The organism is Syntrophomonas sp. UBA5494, assembly GCF_002426325.1.
Genome location: NZ_DIPG01000011.1, coordinates 1 through 18,368 on the forward strand (window position 1 = coordinate 1; position 18,368 = coordinate 18,368).

At 50.2% G+C, this 18,368-nt stretch carries 17 protein-coding genes; 15 read left to right on the forward strand and 2 right to left on the reverse strand.

What is annotated here, in order from left to right:
- From B3W37_RS01440 to B3W37_RS01485, 10 genes are all read left to right on the forward strand, one after another.
- On the forward strand, positions 1-963 hold a 963-nt coding region (locus B3W37_RS01440; protein WP_483174566.1), incomplete at its 5' end, for a Mur ligase family protein.
- 10 nt (positions 964-973) lie between these two features.
- Complete coding sequence (locus B3W37_RS01445) at positions 974-2,146, forward strand: D-alanine--D-alanine ligase family protein (RefSeq protein ID WP_483174567.1); 1,173 nt, start codon at positions 974-976, stop codon at positions 2,144-2,146.
- A gap of 164 nt (positions 2,147-2,310) precedes the next feature.
- Complete coding sequence (locus tag B3W37_RS01450) at positions 2,311-2,625, forward strand: hypothetical protein (RefSeq protein WP_483170995.1); 315 nt, start codon at positions 2,311-2,313, stop codon at positions 2,623-2,625.
- A gap of 161 nt (positions 2,626-2,786) precedes the next feature.
- Positions 2,787-3,860, forward strand: a complete 1,074-nt coding sequence (locus B3W37_RS01455; RefSeq protein ID WP_483170996.1) for a CofH family radical SAM protein — start codon at positions 2,787-2,789, stop codon at positions 3,858-3,860.
- A 136-nt stretch (positions 3,861-3,996) separates the two neighbouring features.
- Complete coding sequence (locus B3W37_RS01460; RefSeq protein ID WP_483174568.1) at positions 3,997-6,744, forward strand: UPF0182 family membrane protein; 2,748 nt, start codon at positions 3,997-3,999, stop codon at positions 6,742-6,744.
- A gap of 66 nt (positions 6,745-6,810) precedes the next feature.
- Positions 6,811-7,362, forward strand: a complete 552-nt coding sequence (locus B3W37_RS01465; RefSeq protein ID WP_483174569.1) for an SGNH/GDSL hydrolase family protein — start codon at positions 6,811-6,813, stop codon at positions 7,360-7,362.
- 188 nt (positions 7,363-7,550) lie between these two features.
- A complete protein-coding gene (locus B3W37_RS01470; protein ID WP_483171021.1) occupies positions 7,551-8,669 on the forward strand; it encodes a glycosyltransferase in 1,119 nt (372 codons plus the stop codon).
- A 382-nt stretch (positions 8,670-9,051) separates the two neighbouring features.
- The gene (locus tag B3W37_RS01475; RefSeq protein WP_481039113.1) at positions 9,052-9,357 is read left to right on the forward strand and encodes a TMEM165/GDT1 family protein; all 306 of its coding nucleotides are present in this window, start codon (positions 9,052-9,054) and stop codon (positions 9,355-9,357) included.
- A gap of 16 nt (positions 9,358-9,373) precedes the next feature.
- Positions 9,374-9,715, forward strand: coding sequence for a TMEM165/GDT1 family protein (locus B3W37_RS01480; RefSeq protein WP_483170999.1), 342 nt, complete (start codon positions 9,374-9,376; stop codon positions 9,713-9,715).
- Between the two features lie 70 nt (positions 9,716-9,785).
- The gene (locus B3W37_RS01485; protein ID WP_483171000.1) at positions 9,786-10,271 is read left to right on the forward strand and encodes an iron dependent repressor, metal binding and dimerization domain protein; all 486 of its coding nucleotides are present in this window, start codon (positions 9,786-9,788) and stop codon (positions 10,269-10,271) included.
- A 51-nt stretch (positions 10,272-10,322) separates the two neighbouring features.
- Here B3W37_RS01485 and B3W37_RS01490 read toward each other — a convergent pair whose 3' ends face one another.
- Both B3W37_RS01490 and B3W37_RS01495 read right to left on the reverse strand, forming a co-directional pair.
- Positions 10,323-11,306, reverse strand: coding sequence for a tRNA 4-thiouridine(8) synthase ThiI (locus B3W37_RS01490; RefSeq protein ID WP_483171001.1), 984 nt, complete (start codon positions 11,304-11,306; stop codon positions 10,323-10,325).
- Between the two features lie 20 nt (positions 11,307-11,326).
- A complete protein-coding gene (locus B3W37_RS01495; RefSeq protein WP_483171002.1) occupies positions 11,327-11,788 on the reverse strand; it encodes a 2-thiouracil desulfurase family protein in 462 nt (153 codons plus the stop codon).
- Positions 11,789-11,922: 134 nt separating this feature from the next.
- On the opposite strand from B3W37_RS01495, the gene B3W37_RS01500 reads away from it, so the two are divergent.
- The 5 genes from B3W37_RS01500 to B3W37_RS01520 all read left to right on the forward strand — a co-directional run bounded on the left by B3W37_RS01500 (position 11,923) and on the right by B3W37_RS01520 (position 18,153).
- Positions 11,923-13,296, forward strand: a complete 1,374-nt coding sequence (locus B3W37_RS01500) for a YheC/YheD family endospore coat-associated protein (RefSeq protein WP_483174570.1) — start codon at positions 11,923-11,925, stop codon at positions 13,294-13,296.
- Between the two features lie 48 nt (positions 13,297-13,344).
- A complete protein-coding gene (locus tag B3W37_RS01505) occupies positions 13,345-14,691 on the forward strand; it encodes a YheC/YheD family endospore coat-associated protein (protein ID WP_483174571.1) in 1,347 nt (448 codons plus the stop codon).
- 236 nt (positions 14,692-14,927) lie between these two features.
- A complete protein-coding gene (locus tag B3W37_RS01510) occupies positions 14,928-16,070 on the forward strand; it encodes a S1C family serine protease (protein WP_483171007.1) in 1,143 nt (380 codons plus the stop codon).
- A gap of 114 nt (positions 16,071-16,184) precedes the next feature.
- Positions 16,185-17,285, forward strand: a complete 1,101-nt coding sequence (locus B3W37_RS01515) for a 6-phosphofructokinase (RefSeq protein ID WP_481039131.1) — start codon at positions 16,185-16,187, stop codon at positions 17,283-17,285.
- A gap of 19 nt (positions 17,286-17,304) precedes the next feature.
- Positions 17,305-18,153 (forward strand): 3-hydroxyacyl-CoA dehydrogenase family protein, encoded by an 849-nt coding sequence (locus B3W37_RS01520; protein WP_483171009.1) that lies wholly within the window; start codon positions 17,305-17,307, stop codon positions 18,151-18,153.
- Positions 18,154-18,368: the final 215 nt, after the last annotated feature.

Genomic DNA, 18,368 nt, shown 5'->3' on the forward strand with positions numbered 1-18,368 from the left:
GTCCTGGCCACCCCGGAGAGCTACAATACCACCATGGGAGTCATTCTCACCACCCGTACCAGGCTGAAATCGACCGATGAGATCTATATTGTGGAAATGGGAGCCCGCAAAAAAGGCGACATAAAAGAGATCTGCGATCTGGTCCATCCCTCTATGGGCATTTTAACCTCAATTGGCGAGCAGCACCTTGAAACTTTTAAAGATCTGGCCAACATCAAGCGCACCAAGTTCGAACTTATTCAGTCGCTAAGAGAAGGCGGCATCGCTTTTGTCAACTGGGATGATGAAAACATCCGCTCCCTGCCGACGGTGCCGGGCATCCGTTATGTTCGCTATGGTATATTATCAGAAGACTTGGATTATCGGGCCGGGTCCATCCAATATGATTCGCGGGGTTCAGTATTCACCGTCTGCAGCCGCAAGGGGCAGCAGGGGGTATTCCGCACCCGTCTGCTGGGAAGACACAATATATATAACATCCTGGCGGCTACAGCGGTTGCCTATGAGTTGGGGATGGATATGGCAACTATCGCCCTGGCAGTCCGCAATCTGGCCCCGGTTGAACATCGCCTGGAGATGAAGCGCGGCAAGGATTATCTGATCATAGATGACGCCTTCAATTCCAATCCGGTGGGCTCTAAAATGGCTTTGGAGGTTCTTTCAAAAATGGAAGGGAGCTTCAAGATAATGATAACCCCGGGTATGGTGGAACTGGGGAGCAGGGAATATGAGCTGAATTTCGAGTTTGGCCGGGCGGCGGCCGAAGTTTGCGATTATGTCATACTGGTGGGGCCGCGCCAGACCCAGCCCATACAAGAAGCCTTTAAGGAGGCCCATTATCCGCCTGATCAGTATCTTGTGGCCCGGAACTTAAACCAGGCCTTACAACACCTAAGCCTTATCGCCAGACCGGGCAGTGTGGTCTTATTCGAGAACGATCTGCCCGATACATACAACGAGTAAAGGAGATGAAATGGTGAAGATTAATGTGGGTGTTTTTTTCGGAGGCAGGTCGGTTGAACATGAGATTTCAATCATATCAGCCTTGCAGGTAATCCACAGCATTGACCGCAATAAATACAATGTGGTACCGGTTTACATAACTAAGCGGGGCCAATTTTACACCGGCGAGGCATTAACTGACATTCAGAATTACAGGGACCTGGATCGTTTATTAAATCGATCCAAACAGATTGTGATCAGCAACCACAATGGAGAGAAAGTGATCACCGAATACCCCGGCAGCATGTTTCGCAAAGGCCGGCTGGGGACGCTGGACGTAGCCCTGCCGGTGGTGCATGGCACCAATGTGGAGGATGGCACCTTGCAGGGTTATCTGGAGATGCTGGATCTTCCTTATGCGGGCTGTAATGTTTTATCATCAGCCCTGGGCATGGATAAGATCGCTATGCGCATGGTCTTGAAAGAGGCCGGTTTGCCGGTTTTGGACTATGTATGGTTTTATTCCAAGCGCTGGTTTTCGGACCCGGCCGGCATCTATGAGGAGATCGAGTCCCGTCTGGCTTACCCGCTAATAGTGAAACCGGCCAATTCCGGCTCCAGTGTGGGTATAACCACGGCCGCCGACCGGGAAGAACTGGAGGATGCCCTGGACCTGGCCTCGAGCTTCTCCAATCGCATCATCGTGGAGCACAAAGTGGTCAGCCTCAGGGAGATAAACTGCTCGGTACTGGGGGATTATGAGAAAGCGGTCCCCTCGGTTTGTGAGGAACCGGTGAGCACTGAGCAAATCTTGAGCTACAAAGACAAATACATGAGTGAAGGCGGCAAAGGCATGAGCGGCGCTGCCAGACAGCTTCCAGCCAACATTTCCGCGGAAAAAACCGCTTTAATTCAGGAGTTGGCGGTTAAAACCTTTCATGTGCTGGACTGCAGCGGGGTATCGCGCATAGATTTTCTGATTGACACCGATTTGGACCAGGTCTATGTAAATGAAATCAATACCATCCCGGGGTCGCTTTCTTTCTATCTCTGGGAGGCTTCCGGCAAATCCTTTACGGAATTGACCGAAGAATTGATCCAACTGGCTTTGAAACGCACCCGGGAACGGGATAATCTGGTGTTTTCCTATGAAACCAACATTCTGGCCATGAAGGGCAAAGGCGGCGCCAAGGGCATTAAGTAGACCCGGCCGCCAGCTTTTGACGATAGTTGTTTTAGGCATGAAACAGGGCAGTTCAACCCCGCTCTGAGGGACGCTGCCCCTTTTATTTTTCGACATCATCAAAAAGGAAGTTTCTTTCAATATGACGAAATATATAATACCAATAATCAGGAGTTTTTGTTTGCATGACTAACTTCCTGCCCGCAGGTATTATAAATGAAACCCTGGAAGAGATTTGCCAACAGATTACGAAGCTGAAAGAATTGATGGACGCCGGGGATAATGACAAGGCCGAACAAGGCTTGATAGAGCTGGAGGAAACCGCTCTGGAGCTGTGGGTCTTTATTGAGAAGTTCAGCTGTCAGCCGTTGATTTATACCGGCCAGGGCAGTACGGACGAGATTATACGTCGCCTGGAGTGGGCTTTGACTTTTGTCGAGGAATTTGACCCGGCCGCATTTAAGAAAAGACCTTCAAATAGAAAACAACGCATGCGATAATAAAATAGAATCACTGCAAAACCCTGATTTTAGCCAGGATTTGTCAAAGTATGCCGGCCGGGATCAGGGAGGTCTATTTTTAGGATTGATTTAATGTCTTAAAACAATTCAACCTGAAAATATCATCAACTTAATACCCGGAGTATAGTAGGAAAGACGGTGTGGCCTTGGACAGCAAGAGTATTTTGAGCGAAGTGGCTGCGGGACGACGCATGACCGACGAGGAATTTACCTTTATTTTTGAACATGGGGACCTGGATGCTATCGGTCAGGCCGCCTGCCAGGCCAGGGACAGGATATTTCAAGACGACCTCATCACCTTCATCATTGACAGGAAAATCAATTACACCAACATATGTTCCTGCAAATGTAAGTTTTGCACTTTTTACCGCAGTAAAAGCGACTGTGACGCCTATGTCATCGATAAGGCTACCTTGTTCGGCAAAGTGATGGAGGCCATGGAAATTGGCGCAACTCAAGTGGTTTTGCAGGGGGGGTTGAACGAGGATCTAAAAATCGAGTTTTTTGAGGACATGTTTAAGGAAATCAAAGGCCGTTACGGCCTGACCATACATTCCTTGACCCCGCCGGAGGTGGCGTTCATTGCGCAAAACTCCGGTTTGACCGTTGCAGATGCGCTCCTGAGGTTAAAGAAAGCAGGCCTGGACTCCATACCCGGGGGCGGTGCGGATATATTGCACGATGCGGTTAGAAGCCAGATCAGCCCCAACAAGATCAATACCGCGGCCTGGCTGGAGGTAATGCGCACAGCCCACCGGCTGGGCATTAAAAGCACTGCTACAATGATGATGGGCACCGTGGAAAACCCGGAGCAGCGCCTGGCCCATTTGCGCGAGATTCGGAATTTACAGGATGAAACTCGGGGATTCAGGGCTTTTATTGCCTGGACCTATCAACCTGGCAGCAATGAGCTGCAGGGGGAAAAGCTGTCGTCTTCTGATTACCTGAGATTTCTGGCCTTATCCCGCCTGTATTTGGACAATTTCGATCATATACAGGGTTATTGCTTCGCCCATGGCGAACCGGTGGGGCCAAATACGCTCGGCTTCGGCGCCGATGACCTGGGCAGTTTGATGCTGGATGAGAATATGGCCTCAATGGCCGGCGTAAATTATATGATGCAGCTGGACAGTATGCTGGAACTGATTCACCAGGCGGGGCGCACCCCGGCATTGCGGGATACCGCCTATGAAGTCCTGCGGGTTTTTGACTGATTGTTGATATGCGGGCCCCGGCTACTGCATCCATGATATGTGGGAGAGTTTAACTAGTACAGGGGTTTTTTATATATTGAGACAAGATATAATAAAGAAAGATTGTCGTTGAGGTGACCGAAAGGGGGAAGGCCTAATGCGCTCTATGAAGAGCAGCACTAAACTATTCCTGCTGCTGATTGTACTGGGAGTATTATCTGCCCTGGCAGGGCTTTATGTACAGTGGCTGTGGTTCGATTCCATTAATTATGCCGGTGTGTTTATCACCATGATATCCAATCAAGTGGGATTGTATCTGATTCTGTTTGTAATGTCGTTTGTATTCTTTTTTATCAACCTGCAGATTACCCGTCGCCACCTGAGGGAGACGGAACGTCCTGACAACACCGAAGACGGCCGGGATATTATCTATTTGGATCAGATCCCCTTGTCGCCCTGGCGGGACTTTTTAAGCGGCCCCATGGCAAAATGGTTTTTCCTGGGCCTGAGCGTTTTCGGCGCCTTGCTGGTCAGTGCCTCCGGCAGCGGAAAATGGCTTCCCGTGCAGCAGTTTCTCCACCGCGTCCCGGTAGGCCTGGCGGATCCTATTTTTAACAAAGACCTGAGTTTCTATTTTTTCAATCTCAGTTTATACCATGATGTTTATGCCATTCTGATGCTCACCCTGGTTTTGACCATCATAATGGTTGGTGTAATTTACGTTATCAACGCCTCCGCCGATCTCCTGTTGGGAGACTGGCGGCAGTTCACCACCGCCAAGAGCCACCTGGCCGTTTTGATCGCTTTGATTTTGCTGCTGAAGGCCTGGGGGTATCGGCTCGATGCCTACGGAGTCCTGTTCTCACCCTCCGGGATCGTTTGGGGAGCCACCTATACGGATGTTCACGCCACCCTGCCGGCCTATCAAGCTTTAATGATTATTTCCCTTATTGTGGGCCTGATTATTCTGGCCAATCTATGGATCAGAAAAGTGAACTGGATTCTGATAAGCCTGGGCGCCTGGCTGGTCATTTCTGTGGTGATGGGCAGCATCTATCCATCCATTATTCAAAAACTGGTGGTGCAGCCCAACGAATTCAACCGTGAAACTCCGTATATTCAAAATGCTATCCAGGGTACCCGTAATGCTTACGCGCTTGACAGAGCGAAAATCAAACCTTTTACCAACACTTATACCCTGGATATCAACAACGCCGAGGACCAGGGTATTATCTCCAATATACGCATATGGGACTGGCAGCCCTTGATGATCACTTATCAGAATTTGCAGCAGTTGAGAGGCTATTATGTATTCCATGATGTGGATGTGGATCGCTACACTATTAACGGCGAGTATCGCCAGGTGATGGTGTCGGTCCGGGAGATCGACCAGGCCCAGCTTTCGGAGGATGCTAAGACCTGGGTTAACCAGACACTGATGTACACCCATGGTTATGGGCTGCTGATGAGCCCGGTCACTGAAATCGCGCAGGAAGGCTTCCCGCAATTCCTTATTCAGGATATTCCGCCGCGCACCGCAGAAGGCATTACCGTCACCCGCCCGGAGATCTATTTCGGGGAGCGCACCAATAACACGGTAATAGTGAACACTAAACAACCGGAATTTGATTATCCCATGGGAGATAAAAATATCTTTTCTACCTATGAAGGGCAGGACGGCATCAAAATCGGTTCCTATCCCCGCCGCCTGCTCTTGAGCTGGGTCATGAAAGACTATAAGATGCTGCTGTCCAGCGATATCGTCAGCGACAGCCAGGTATTGATGGGGCGGCAGATCGATCAGAGGGTGCGCGCCATCGCCCCTTACCTGCAGTATGACCATGATCCCTATATAGTCTTGAATGATGACGGCAGATTGTATTGGATTATCGACGCGTATACCGCCACCAATTACTATCCCTATTCAGAACCCTATCCAGGGGGCAATGGCAACAACTATATCCGCAATGCCGTCAAGGTGACCATTGACGCCTATAGCGGCGAAACGCGCTTCTATATCGCTGATGCCGAGGATCCCATTATCAAGACCTATGCCGCCATATTCCCGGGTGTTTATCAACCCCTGGAGGCGATGCCTGCCGGGCTCAAGAGCCATCTGCGCTACCCGGAAGACCTGTTTAAGGCCCAGGCGGCCATGTATCGCAACTTCCATATGTTGGACCCCAATGTGTTCTATAACAAAGAAGATCCCTGGCTGATCCCCAAGGAAGTCGTGGGCGATCAGCAGGTGGATATGGAGCCCTATTATATCATCATGCGCTTCCCCGATGAGGAAAAGCCTGAATATGTGTTGATGATGCCTTTTACCCCCAAGAATCGGCCCAATATGATCGGCTGGATGGCAGCCCGTATGGACGGCGATAATTATGGTAATCTTCTGGTCTACGAGTTCAATAAGCAGGAGACCATTTTCGGCCCCGAGCAGATAGAGGCGCGAATAACCCAGGATACCGTGATTTCGCAGCAGCTGACCTTGTGGAATCAAAGCGGCTCCAGGGTATATCGCGGCAATCTCATCGTCATCCCCTTCGATAATGCCGTGCTGTATGTGGAACCGATTTATTTGCAGGCTGAGAACAGCCAATTGCCTGAGCTAAAACGTGTGGTGGTGGCCTTTGGCAACAGCATAGTGATGGAGCCCAGCCTGGATCAGGCCCTGGTCAGACTTTTCGGGGATCAAGTCCAGCAGCCGGGTACGCCTGCCACGCCCAGCGAACAGCCGCCGGCCGGTCAGGATACGGTGCAAAGCCTGGCGGCGCAAGCCCGGGAGTTCTATAATCAGGCCCAGCAAAAGCTGCAGACCGGGGATTGGGCCGGATATGGGGAAAGCCTGAATCAGCTCAATGATGTTATCAGAAGGCTGGAAACTTTGACCCAGCAGTAGCTATGACTGACCTTAACCGGGGCGGCGCTGTTGCCCCATTTCTCTCCCGAAATTGAGGTGAAGATCTTGACGACACAGCGCAAAAAGATAGTATTTTTGGGGGACAGCATAACCTGGGGCTTTCCCTGGGGACCCTCCGAGTCCTGGGTAAACAGGTTGGAGCTGGTGCTGGATGCCGAGCTGATAAACAAGGGCATGAACGGCAATACCACCGGCGACATGCTGAGGCGTTTTGACAGGGCGGTTTTGAACTGCCGGCCCACTCATGTGGTAATTTCCGGGGGCATAAATGATGTGTTCTGCGGGGAATCCTTTGACCGCATAACCTGGAATATCCGCGAAATGGCGGCAACCGCTCAAGCCAACGGCATCAAGGTTATTCTGGGCACACCCACCGCGGTGGACGATCCCTTCTGGGAAGTGCTCTTGATCAGGATACGTGAATGGATGGCCGATTACGCCCGCGCAAACAATATCGCTTTGATCCCGTTTCACCAGGCCTTTTATGATCAGGACGGCGGGGTAAAAACCGAACTGCTCCTGCTTGACGGCGGGCATCCCGACAAAGAAGGCTACCGCCAGATGTTCGAGCAGATTGATTTATCCATTTTTGATTAGAAGAGGCAGGGGAGAGCCCCGGACCGAAGGGGCGGTGAGCCTGTTTTTTTGCTTCGGCTTGCCGGCTATGCTGGCGCGGATTTCTTGGGGGAGATTGAGATGCTGGAAAGCTTACTGCACCAAGACTTAAGCGACTGGAAAGCTTAAAAGGGACACAATGGCAGCGGGCGAGGTGAACAGCGTTGAAAGTGCTGATGATCAGCGGCTCCTACCCGCCGGATGTTTGCGGGGTAGGAGACTATACTTATAATTTGGTGCAAGCACTTGAAAAACAGGCTGTAGAGGTAATGGTGCTCTGTTCGACAGACACCTCGCCGACGCCTGTTCCAGGTCCGGCTGTCTTAGAGCAAAGAGCGTCTTCCTGGTCGCCGCTGTGTGCCATAACCGCCTTGCGGCACGCCATCGCTGATTTCCAGCCCGATATCATTCATTTTCAGTACCCGACCATTGGTTTTGGGCATCGGCTCGGTCCGCATGCGGCAGCGGTATATGGCAGACTAAAAGGCCGCAACGTAATAGTGACCGTGCATGAATCTAAGAAAGCCCACATCTTGAGACGGATCAGCCTGTTGGCCTTCAATTTCTGTGTGCATATTCTCACCACCACCTCCGCCCAAGCCGGCTACCTCCGTAGAGTCTGGTTTTATCCCCTGAGAGATAAGATAAGCGTGATCCCCATAGCGAGCAATATACCCCGGGCGGCTGTGACTGCCGGCACAAGTTCGTTGCCTGTCTGTACCCATTTTGGCCTGATCTATCCCAACAAAGGCATCGATACATTTATCGAGGTTGCCCGCCAGTCCAGGCTTACATTCGGGCCACAGCTCAGATTCCGCATAGTGGGCAATGTTCATCCCGCTTATCTGCCCTATTTCGAATGTCTCAGAAAAGACGCCCGGGATTTAAATATCGAATGGGTCCTGGGGAGTTCTCCTGAAGAGGTGGCCCGTCTGTTGTACGAGTCCCTGGTTTGTATATTGCCGTTCAGTGATGGGGCCAGCTATAGGCGGGGATCGCTCTTAGCAGCCCTGGTCAACGGAGTGCCGGTGATAACCACCAGTTCCGCCGAGACTCCGGACGATTTGATTCATGGATATAATATTTATTTTGCCGGCAAGGTTGAGGAATATATTCAATACATTGGCGAGCTGCTCGATCCTGAGACCCATCAAAGCATTTCAGAGCGCTGCAGGCAATTGGGGCAAAAATTTGACTGGGATCACATCGCCGAACTGCACCAGGCGTTGTACCGGCGCTTAATCACAGCCCGGGCGGTCTCGACAAAATATAGTCAATTAAACAAATAATGATTCTATATCACCAATTTTAATAATAGACAAGGAAATTTTGATTGATCTCGAGGCTGAAATATAAATATGGGTTCATTCCGCGTACTTCAGGTGGGGCTATGTGGGATACCGAAATAATAAGTGTAGACTATGCGGTTGCAGCGATACTGACTGTTGTGGAAGAAGATATTCATGGATTAAAACCAAGCAATGAGGGCTGCAGAAGCAAAGGGACGTAATTTTGTTTCCTTAGGGGATACAAAAATTTACGTCCCTCGCTTTTTTGTAACAGCATCGTGCCTCTCAGAATAGGATAGATAAGCCGGGGCTAACAAGTTAAGCAGCCCATAAATTTATGGGCCCCGGTGTCGTGAAGGAGGGATGCAGGCTGTTAAAAAATGTGCTTGATAGAGTGGAATGGCGTTTGTTTTTTTCTACTCTGGGGCTGGTATTTCTATCTGAAATGGGGGATAAGACCCAGATCAGCACCTTGCTGCTGGCCAGCGCCAAGCCTCTATATGTGTTCTGGGTGGCCTTGGGATCGGCCACGGCTTTAATCTGCACTTCATTTATTGAGGTTATCATCGGTTCATCTATAGCCAGATTTTTAAAGCCGGAAACCATCAAGATGATTTCAGCGGTGGTTTTTCTTACCCTGGGCGTTCTGCTGGTATTCGGGGTAATTGGAAACATCGCTATCACTTAAAGAGGAAGGTGAAGTTGTGAGCATAAAGTTTCTGACCTGGTTGACCACTTATATCATTATTATTCTCTGTGAATTGGGGGATAAGACCCAGTTGGCGGTACTCTTATTTACCAGTAATAAACCGGATAAACGCTGGACTATTTTCTTTGCCAGTGCCCTGGCGTTAACATTATGTGTACTGGTGGAAGTGACCATCGGGCTGGCCCTGGCCCGTCATATCACACCTGCGGTCATCAACCGTGTGGCTGGCTTCGTTTTCCTCGGGTTGGGCTTAACTTCCCTGTATCAATTGATCGCCGAACGCAAAAGGACATCTGCTTCAGCCGAAGCAGTGGAACTGGCCGAACAGACCAGTTAATGTCCCGCTCTACTATTCCGGTTGGCAAAAGCATAAGATGAAACAGGATAATCCATAGCGGAGGCCCGATATGCACCAAGATAATGACGAGTTCCGTACCATTAGAGGGTATGAACTGATCGAAAAAAACCGCCAGCTTACAGCCAGCATGGAGGATTACCTGGAAATGACATTCCGGTTGGCCCGGAAAAAGGGCTATACCAGAATTAGTGATATAGCTTCAGCCCTGCATGTGCAGCCGCCGTCAGCCAGCAGCATGATACAGAAATTGGCCGAAATGGGATATATTGAGTACAAAAAATATGGCGTAATTGCCCTCAATCAGCAGGGAGCGGAACTGGGGGCCTATTTGCTGGAGAGGCATCATATCATTGAGAAATTCTTGAAAATGATTGGCGTCACCGAAAATGTGTTGGTTGAGACCGAAAAGATAGAACACAATTTGAGTTCGAATACCGTCTTGTGCTTGGCGCGCCTGGCCGCCTGGCTGGAGTGCAATCCTGACTGGGCGTCGTATCTGCAAAATAGTCTTAAGGCCAATAGTGCGGGAGAATAAGCCATAATAAACCGGGTGCCGGGCACCCGGTTAAGTTTAAGCTTTGACGGCTTACACCATAGCAGGCGTAAGTTCGGGGGATAATGGCATTACGGTAATCTGTGACAGCAGATTATCCTCATGATCCAAGATTTTGGCATCGGCTTCCGGCAGGGACTTGGCATCGCTGTAGCGGGCCACGATAGAGGCCGCATATGCCATATCCGGGGTTCCGGGTTGATATATGCGCAGCAGGCCGGTAGGGCCGGGCCGTTGGGCCATTTTGATCAAGACATCGCCTTCTATAGCCAAACGCTTCAGCTGTTCATTTTCGGAATGGTTGCGGCCCACCACCAGCAATGTGCCGGAGGCCACATAAAAATGGCGGCCGGTCTTCAACAGCTCGGTATCGGACCGGGTCGGAAGGTTACGGTATTCCAGCAGCCTTTTTAAACGCCGCGCGAAGCCCGGCTCGGTTAAAAGGCACCCTCCCGCCGGTGAAGGATAATCTGTGATCCCGAACTCTTCGGCCAGGGCCATCTGGCGGGTTCTGCCGCGCCCGCTGATATCTAAAAGCTGCTCTCTGTCTATCCAACCTTCCCGCTCCGGAATAGTGGGGGGCAGCAGCTTTGCCGACAGCGGCCGTACAATTAAACCCGGGTAACCAGACAGTTTTTCAACCAGCCCCAGTGAAGATTTGTTCTGGCTCATAGGACGCTGCCCCAGAACTTCGCCGGTTATAAGAAAAGACGCCCCGGTCTCCTTCATGTGATCCCCGGCTTTGCGCAGCATAAAACCGTGGCAGTCGATGCAGGGGTTGAAATTCTTGCCATATCCGTAGCGGGGCTTGAGAAGAATGTCGCTCATATATTCGTCGCTGATTTCCAGAAGATGCAGATCGATACCCAGACGGGCGGCACTAGTCTGGATAGAAGGATTGCTGCCGAAGAACGGGGTTTGAAAACAAACCGCTATTACCTCGATACCCTGCCTTCTAATAAGCTGACAGGCTAATTGCGAATCCAGGCCTCCTGAAAAAAGGCTGATAGCTTTCATAACGTCTCCTTTAGTTCATTTTAGTTTGATTCCCGCTGCAGGTAAGCTTCGTCATCGATAACGGCAAAGCCGTGCTTCTTGAGCAGTGCGGCTGTCACCCCGTCACCGGTCTGAAGCTTGGCCGAGAAACTGCCGTCATAGACGCTGCCTACCCCGCAGGAAGGACTGCGGCTTTTCAATATGATCAAGGAAGGATTTACTGCTTGCGCAATCTTCAGGGTCTGCTCCGCACCTCTTACAAAAGCAGCGCTGACATCCGCGCCGGATTTGTTCAATACCCGGGCTTGCCCCCGCAAGACCTCTTTCCCGGCGCCCCCCGATATCTCTGCCGGTTCACGGGGAGTGGCAAGGCCGCCTAATTGCTCAGGGCAGATTGGGATAACCCGGCCGGCCCGCAACATCTCTGCGAAAACCTGGTGCGGGTTGCTGCTCCCGTCGTATTTGCATTCGAGACCGCAAAGACACGCGCTGATTAATAGCACAATAACCCCCCTCAAGAACTTTTATAGTATCGTCAACCATACAGATATTATTATTCCTAAAATGGAGCATGGTTAGCAAAAGTAGCGCAGTACTCATATTATATGATACAAAACTTTTGTAATGGAGATAAAGCATGAAACAATTCAAAATGGTTACAGTTGTCTCGAATCCACGTCTCGCGGCAGATACAGTTTTGATTAGTTCTAAACTGGCTAATGATTATGATACCGAGGACCTGCCCCAACTAATCCTCAAGGTAGGTCAACTTCGGAAAACCCTCAAACCGAAAATAAATCAAAAGGTGAAAAATACAGACCTTATATCACTGAATCCCTCCACCATGCGCCGCCTCTGCCTGTCTTCCGGCCGAAAATATGGGTTCTACATTGGAGAGGGCGAAATTAAACTGGGACCGGTGGTAGGGATCCTGTCTGAGAGTAGTGGAGATCCCAACAGGCCATTTTACGGGCAGTCGAATTTTTTCAGACAAATGATCATTCATGCGCGCCGTCTGGGGCAAATCTGCTTCGGTTTCAATACAAGCGGTATTCACTGGCAAAGCAACACCGTTAGCGGTTGGACCTATGCCGGAGGCCGCTGGGTTAGAGCAACCTTCCCCATGCCCGATGCCGTATATCCCCGTCACAAAGGCTACTCGGGCGGTAATTACCGGGCGCGCCGGGGCTTGCAATCTCATGGGGTGGCAATTTCCAATCCCCCGTTAATAGGCAAGTGGCAAACATATAAAATCCTTAGCGAGCATCCCGAACTGGTCAATCATATTCCCGACACCGAGTTAATAAACAGTTTGAAACAGGTCGACGCCATGATGAACAAATATCATGGGGTATACATTAAGCCCGTTAACGGATCGCTGGGGCGCAATATTATTAAAGTTGTGAAAAGACCCGGATCCAAGCGCTATATTTATCAGTACCGCCGCAGTGAAGGGGTTTTCCGCGGCAGCGCCAGTTCTATGGCCGCCCTGAGACGGAAGCTGCACGGTATCATGGGGCGCCGCCACTATATAGTGCAGAAGCAGATCAATTTGATCCGCAGCGGTGGCAATATACTGGATGTCCGGGTCTTGATTCAAAAGGATCACACCGGTGAATCGTCAATTACCGGTATGGCCTGCCGCGTGGGCAGAAACGGGGCCATAACCAGCAATATCAGCTCAGGGGGCTATGCCCTTAAGGTCAGCCAAGTGCTGCGCTCCCGTTTCCACAGCGAAGAAAAGGCCAATGAAATTATGGAATCCATTCGCTATGTTGCCCTGGAAGCGGCGCGAACACTCGAAAAAACAATTGGTCCGGTCGGCGAAATGGGTGTGGATATAGGCGTGGATCGCGAAGGCCAGATATGGTTTATCGAGGCCAATCTAAAACCGGGCCGGCAGGTATTCAGTTTATTGCGCCAAAATCGGACGCGAATGATGACCATCATAAAACCACTTCTGTATGCCCGCTATATGGCCGGGTTTGAAGGGAGCCCGTCGGTTTCATAGCATTCTGGCAGCCGACGTAAATATATGCTTGATAGAGAGGACAGATATATGAACATTATTACCGGCCGGATCATAATTGGCCACAACTTGCGCAACCGATACCAGATACCCCATATGGATACGGTTACCGTCAGGGTAGGGTGCCGGTTGGTCTCCACCAAAATGGTCTTTTCAACAACGGGGAAAAGCGGCTATTTGCTGTCACCGGAGCTGGTCAAGGCTTTATACCTTAAAAAAGGGCATAAACTGCGCCTCCGTTATGATAGTGAAGAACAAATGATTCATTTGGGACCGACGGTAGGGATTCTGGCCACCGGCCTGCCCAACCGCTTAAACCCCGATCCGAAAAGCATTCAGGCCGAACTGATTTACCTGAGCCAATTAGGGAAGAGGCTCCCCGGGCAGGTTTATGTTTTTACTCCCAAAGGCATTAATTGGGAAAGAAAAACGGTGCAGGGATATAATTACCGGCATAGTCCATCCGAGAGAGGGCACTGGGCCTCTTCAACATATCCGCTGCCAGATGTGGTTTATGACCGCATTCCCAGTCGCAGGCTTGAATCCATGGCGGGAACGAGTGAAGCCAGAAAAAAACTGTTAGACTTGCCTTATCTGAAATACTTTAATCCTGCCTTTCTGAATAAATGGCAGGTGTACCAAGTTTTGTCGGAAAACCCGGATTTAATGCCATACCTGCCCGAAACCAGATTATTGAATCTTACTGAATTAGAGTCGATGTTGGAAAAATACAAAGTGCTTTTCCTTAAACCCTGCAATGGCAGCCTGGGAAAAGGCATTATTTATGTAAGAAAAAACCAAAACGGGCAGATAAATTATATAATTCATCCTTACAGGCGCTTGCGCGGCCCTGTTAAGAGCGCTCATCAACTATTGGAACGCACCGCTGCAGCCAGGAGGGGAAGACCTTATCTGGTTCAGCAAGGATTAGACCTGGCTAAATATCGCGGATCCACATTTGACATCCGCATTATCTATCAGAAGAATGGGTCGGGGGAATGGCAGATAGGCAAAAAATTTGCCAGGCTTGCGCCCCGCGGAAGCAATATCGCCAACCTCAGCAGCGGGGGAACTTATGAAAAATATAGCAGGATTATGCGTCATCTATTCCGCCGGGACACGCGCAAGAAAAAGCATATCACTGTCAAGGAATTATGCAAAGCGGTGGCAACGACGCTGGAAAGCCAGTGTGAAGGAGTGTACGGGGAAATGGGTCTGGATATCGGCATGGGCCGAAACGGGATACCCTACTTAATTGAAGTAAATTCCAAACCCCGCAAAACCACGGAGAGTTTTTCAAAACCGGACCCGATAGTAGCTACTTTTCGCCGCCCGCTGGAATTCGGCTTCTACCTGGCCGGCTTCCCTAAGAAATAGAGGTACTGGCTAAATAGCCCTAATGGGAAGAAGGGGACGGGGTTGACACGGGGCGGTTCTTTTGGTGACGGTTGGGGACGGTCCTTTTTGTCACTCAGGTGACAAAAAGGACCGTCCCCAACCGTCACCTTCCTTGCATCCCGATATTTTGTGTCCTTGCAGCAAGTTATTCAGGACAAGTCAAATATTTAGTATAATAAGGATGGCAGGTAACATAAAAGAGAAAGGTGGAAAAGATGAACCAAAACCGTACAGTTCAGTTTATCGTTATTTTACTTATCGTTGCCGCCGTAGGATTTGGCAGCTTCTTTCTGGCCGACAGTATCAAGGGCAAAGACGCTGACCAGCAGAATACCCAGAATCAGTTGCAATTACCACAGTCCAGCCCCCTCGGAGGGGGAGCGGTATTGATTGGCCCTACCGGCATTGCTGACATGGTGGACAAAGTCAGCCCGGCAGTGGTTAATGTTGAAACCAGCGCAAAGGTAAGCAATGGCAATCCGTTTATGGATCCGTTTTTCCGCGACTTTTTTGGAGACCGCATTTCCCCGCAACAAAGTGTTCAGACAGCTATTGGCACCGGGGTTATTATTAATGAAAACGGCTATGTTGTAACCAACCAGCATGTCATAGATAAGGCCGAAACCATAAGCGTAAATCTTGCCAATGGGGAGAAATATTCAGCGACAGTGGTGGGACAAGATTATGAATTGGACCTGGCGGTCTTAAAGATATCCGCTAATCAGAAATTTTCCTGGCTGGAATTGGGCGACTCGGACAGTATCAGAGTAGGCGACTGGGTAGTGGCTATCGGCAATCCTTATGGACTGGATCATACCGTTACAGCGGGGTTGGTCAGCGCCAAAGGCCGTCCCATGCAGATTGAGGACCGGGTTTATAAAAATCTTATTCAGACCGATGCCGCCATTAATCCGGGCAACAGCGGGGGACCGTTGTTAAACCTTAACGGGCAGGTGGTCGGCATTAATACCGCGGTTAATGCCCAGGCTCAAGGCATTGGTTTCGCCATCTCCATCAACACCGTCCGCGAGGTCTTAAATGACCTTATTGAGCAAGGCAAGGTAATAAGGCCCTATATAGGCATCTATCTGCAGTCGGTCACTGAAGACATCGCCAAATCTCTGGGGATAGAGGCCAAAGGGATAGTTGTAGCCGGGGTTGAAAGCGGATCACCGGCCGCCAAAGCGGGTTTGACTCAGTATGATGTCATCATCCAGATTGATCAAACCCCGGTAAACACTTATGATGAACTTCAGGAAATATTAAAAAAGCACAAAGTGGGGGATACCATTACACTAAATATAATCCGCAATCGGGCTGCTATGCAGGTATCTCTTGTTTTGACAGAAAAACCATAATCACAACAGGGAAAATCTATAACAGCAAAGAATAAAGAAAGGACAGAGCCGCTCTGACCTACTGTCTATTATGGCCTGAGCCTGGTTCTGCGATTGAAGGAGGAGAGTATTTGAATGTCTAAGGTAAGGCATATCGGCATACTTACCGGGGGAGGGGATTGTCCCGGATTGAATGCGGTAATTCGGGCTATAACCAAATCAGCCACCATTAAATACGGAATAGAAGTAGTCGGCTTTATGGATGGCTTTCGCGGCCTGGTGGAAAATAATTATATGTCTCTGGACCTTCGCCGGGTCTCCGGTATCAGTCATACCGGCGGCACTATTCTGGGAACCAGCAACCGTGATAACCCGTTTTCGTTTATTACTGTCACCCAGGAGGGACATCATCAAACCGATGAATCAGACCGGGCCATTGGCAATCTTCAGAACCTCGGCCTGGACGGCTTGATTGTAATCGGCGGGGACGGGACTCTGAATATCGCCAGCCAGTTCTATGCAAAAGGGATCCCCGTGGTGGGAGTCCCTAAAACCATTGATAATGATCTTTCTGCAACCGACGTTACCTTCGGATTCAATACTGCGGTAAATACAGCTTCGGAGGCCCTGGACCGGCTACATACCACTGCCGAGTCACATCACCGGGTGATGATTCTGGAAGTAATGGGCCGGTACAGCGGTTGGATAGCCTTGCATGCTGGTATTTCCGGCAGTGCCGACGTCATTCTCATTCCCGAGATCCCGTTTTCGATAGATGCGATTCTTAAGAAAATAGCGGAGCGGTATCGCCAGGGCAAGAAATTCAGCATTATCGTGGTAGCCGAAGGAGCTTACCCTGTGGGGGGAGAAATGGTGGTGCAAAACTACGTTCCTACCAGTCATGACCCCATTCGTTTAGGCGGAATTGGTGACAAGGTAGCTGAAGATCTGGGAAAGGTACTGCGTAATGTGGAAATACGGGTAACCGTTCTGGGCCATCTGCAAAGAGGCGGCTCGCCGATTCCTTTCGACCGCATCCTGGGAACCCGCTATGGGGTGGCAGCGGTAGAATCCTTTATACACGGTGAATATGGCTCCATGGTAAGCCTGCAAGGTACTGAGATAAAATCAGTTCCACTGGCCGATGCCATCAAAGAGATCCGCAAAGTTAATCCCAATGGAGATCTGGTTTCAGCAGCCCGGGGCATTGGGGTCAGCTTTGGCGATGCAACGTAACCGGAAGGGGTAATATGCAGTGAAGACGATAACCGTACTCGGAGCAGGCATTATGGGGGTGGGTATTGCCCAGGTCGCAGCTGCAGGGGGGTATCATGTGATCCTGCGCGACCTCCAGAAAAAGCTGGTGGATGATGGGATCAATGCTATCGAAAGGCATTTACAGGCCCGGGTTGATAGCGCCCAAATCAATCAGGAAGAAATGGAACAGATCTTGGCTCGTATTGAAGGCGCCACTGATTTGGAACATTCCGGCCAGACTGATCTGGTTATTGAGGCGGTAGTTGAAAACATGGCAGTCAAGAAGCAGATTTTCACGCAAATGGACAGCATTTGCCCTGCGCATACCATCCTGGCTTCCAATACCTCCACCCTTTCCATAACCGAGATAGCGGCTTCTACCCATCGAGCTGACAAAGTACTGGGGATGCATTTCTTTTACCCGGTGCCGACCCGGCCCCTGGTCGAACTGGTAAAGGGCCTGGAAACAGCAGATGAAACCATTGCCACGACTCGGGAGTTCTGCTCCCGCATCGGCAAAACCAGTGTGGTGCTAAAGAGAGAAAGCCCCGGCTATCTATATAACCGCATGGTTTTATCCCTGATCAACGAGGCCATTCACATTTACGGTGACAACCTGGCCTCCCGGGAAGATATTGACCAGACAGCTTGTGCGGGCCTGGGAATTCCACTTGGACCGCTGGCCTTAGCTGATGTAATCGGTCTGGACAACCTCTATAACGCCATGTTGCTGCATTGCGAAGAATTTAAAGACAATAAATATCGCCCTCACCCGTTGTTTACCACCATGATCAGGGCCGGTCACCTGGGCAAAAAAAGCGGCCGGGGGTTTTATGAGTATAAGTAACCATATATAGTATGATTGGCGTTGGAAGGAGACGGAGTAAATGGAATATCGCGCAAAACCGGGTAAAGGAGTCTGGCTCACAGTCTTCGTAGTAGTCGCAGCATTTGCGCTTGCCTTGTGGGGGATCGAATATTCGCTGGATCCGGAAGACCGGGTGTTAAAGATAATGCTGTTAGCGCCTACCTACCTATTTATGGCGATTTTTGCCTTTTTGG

Excerpts from the sequence above, each read along its gene's own strand:
- B3W37_RS01445 (WP_483174567.1), top strand. The coding sequence starts at position 974 with ATGGTGAAGATTAATGTGGGTGTTTTTTTCGGAGGCAGGTCGGTTGAA.
- B3W37_RS01450 (WP_483170995.1), top strand. The coding sequence starts at position 2,311 with ATGACTAACTTCCTGCCCGCAGGTATTATAAATGAAACCCTGGAAGAG.
- B3W37_RS01460 (WP_483174568.1), top strand. The coding sequence starts at position 3,997 with ATGCGCTCTATGAAGAGCAGCACTAAACTATTCCTGCTGCTGATTGTA.
- B3W37_RS01485 (WP_483171000.1), top strand. The coding sequence starts at position 9,786 with ATGCACCAAGATAATGACGAGTTCCGTACCATTAGAGGGTATGAACTG.
- B3W37_RS01490 (WP_483171001.1), bottom strand. The coding sequence starts at position 11,306 with ATGAAAGCTATCAGCCTTTTTTCAGGAGGCCTGGATTCGCAATTAGCC.
- B3W37_RS01500 (WP_483174570.1), top strand. The coding sequence starts at position 11,923 with ATGAAACAATTCAAAATGGTTACAGTTGTCTCGAATCCACGTCTCGCG.
- B3W37_RS01505 (WP_483174571.1), top strand. The coding sequence starts at position 13,345 with ATGAACATTATTACCGGCCGGATCATAATTGGCCACAACTTGCGCAAC.
- B3W37_RS01510 (WP_483171007.1), top strand. The coding sequence starts at position 14,928 with ATGAACCAAAACCGTACAGTTCAGTTTATCGTTATTTTACTTATCGTT.
- B3W37_RS01515 (WP_481039131.1), top strand. The coding sequence starts at position 16,185 with ATGTCTAAGGTAAGGCATATCGGCATACTTACCGGGGGAGGGGATTGT.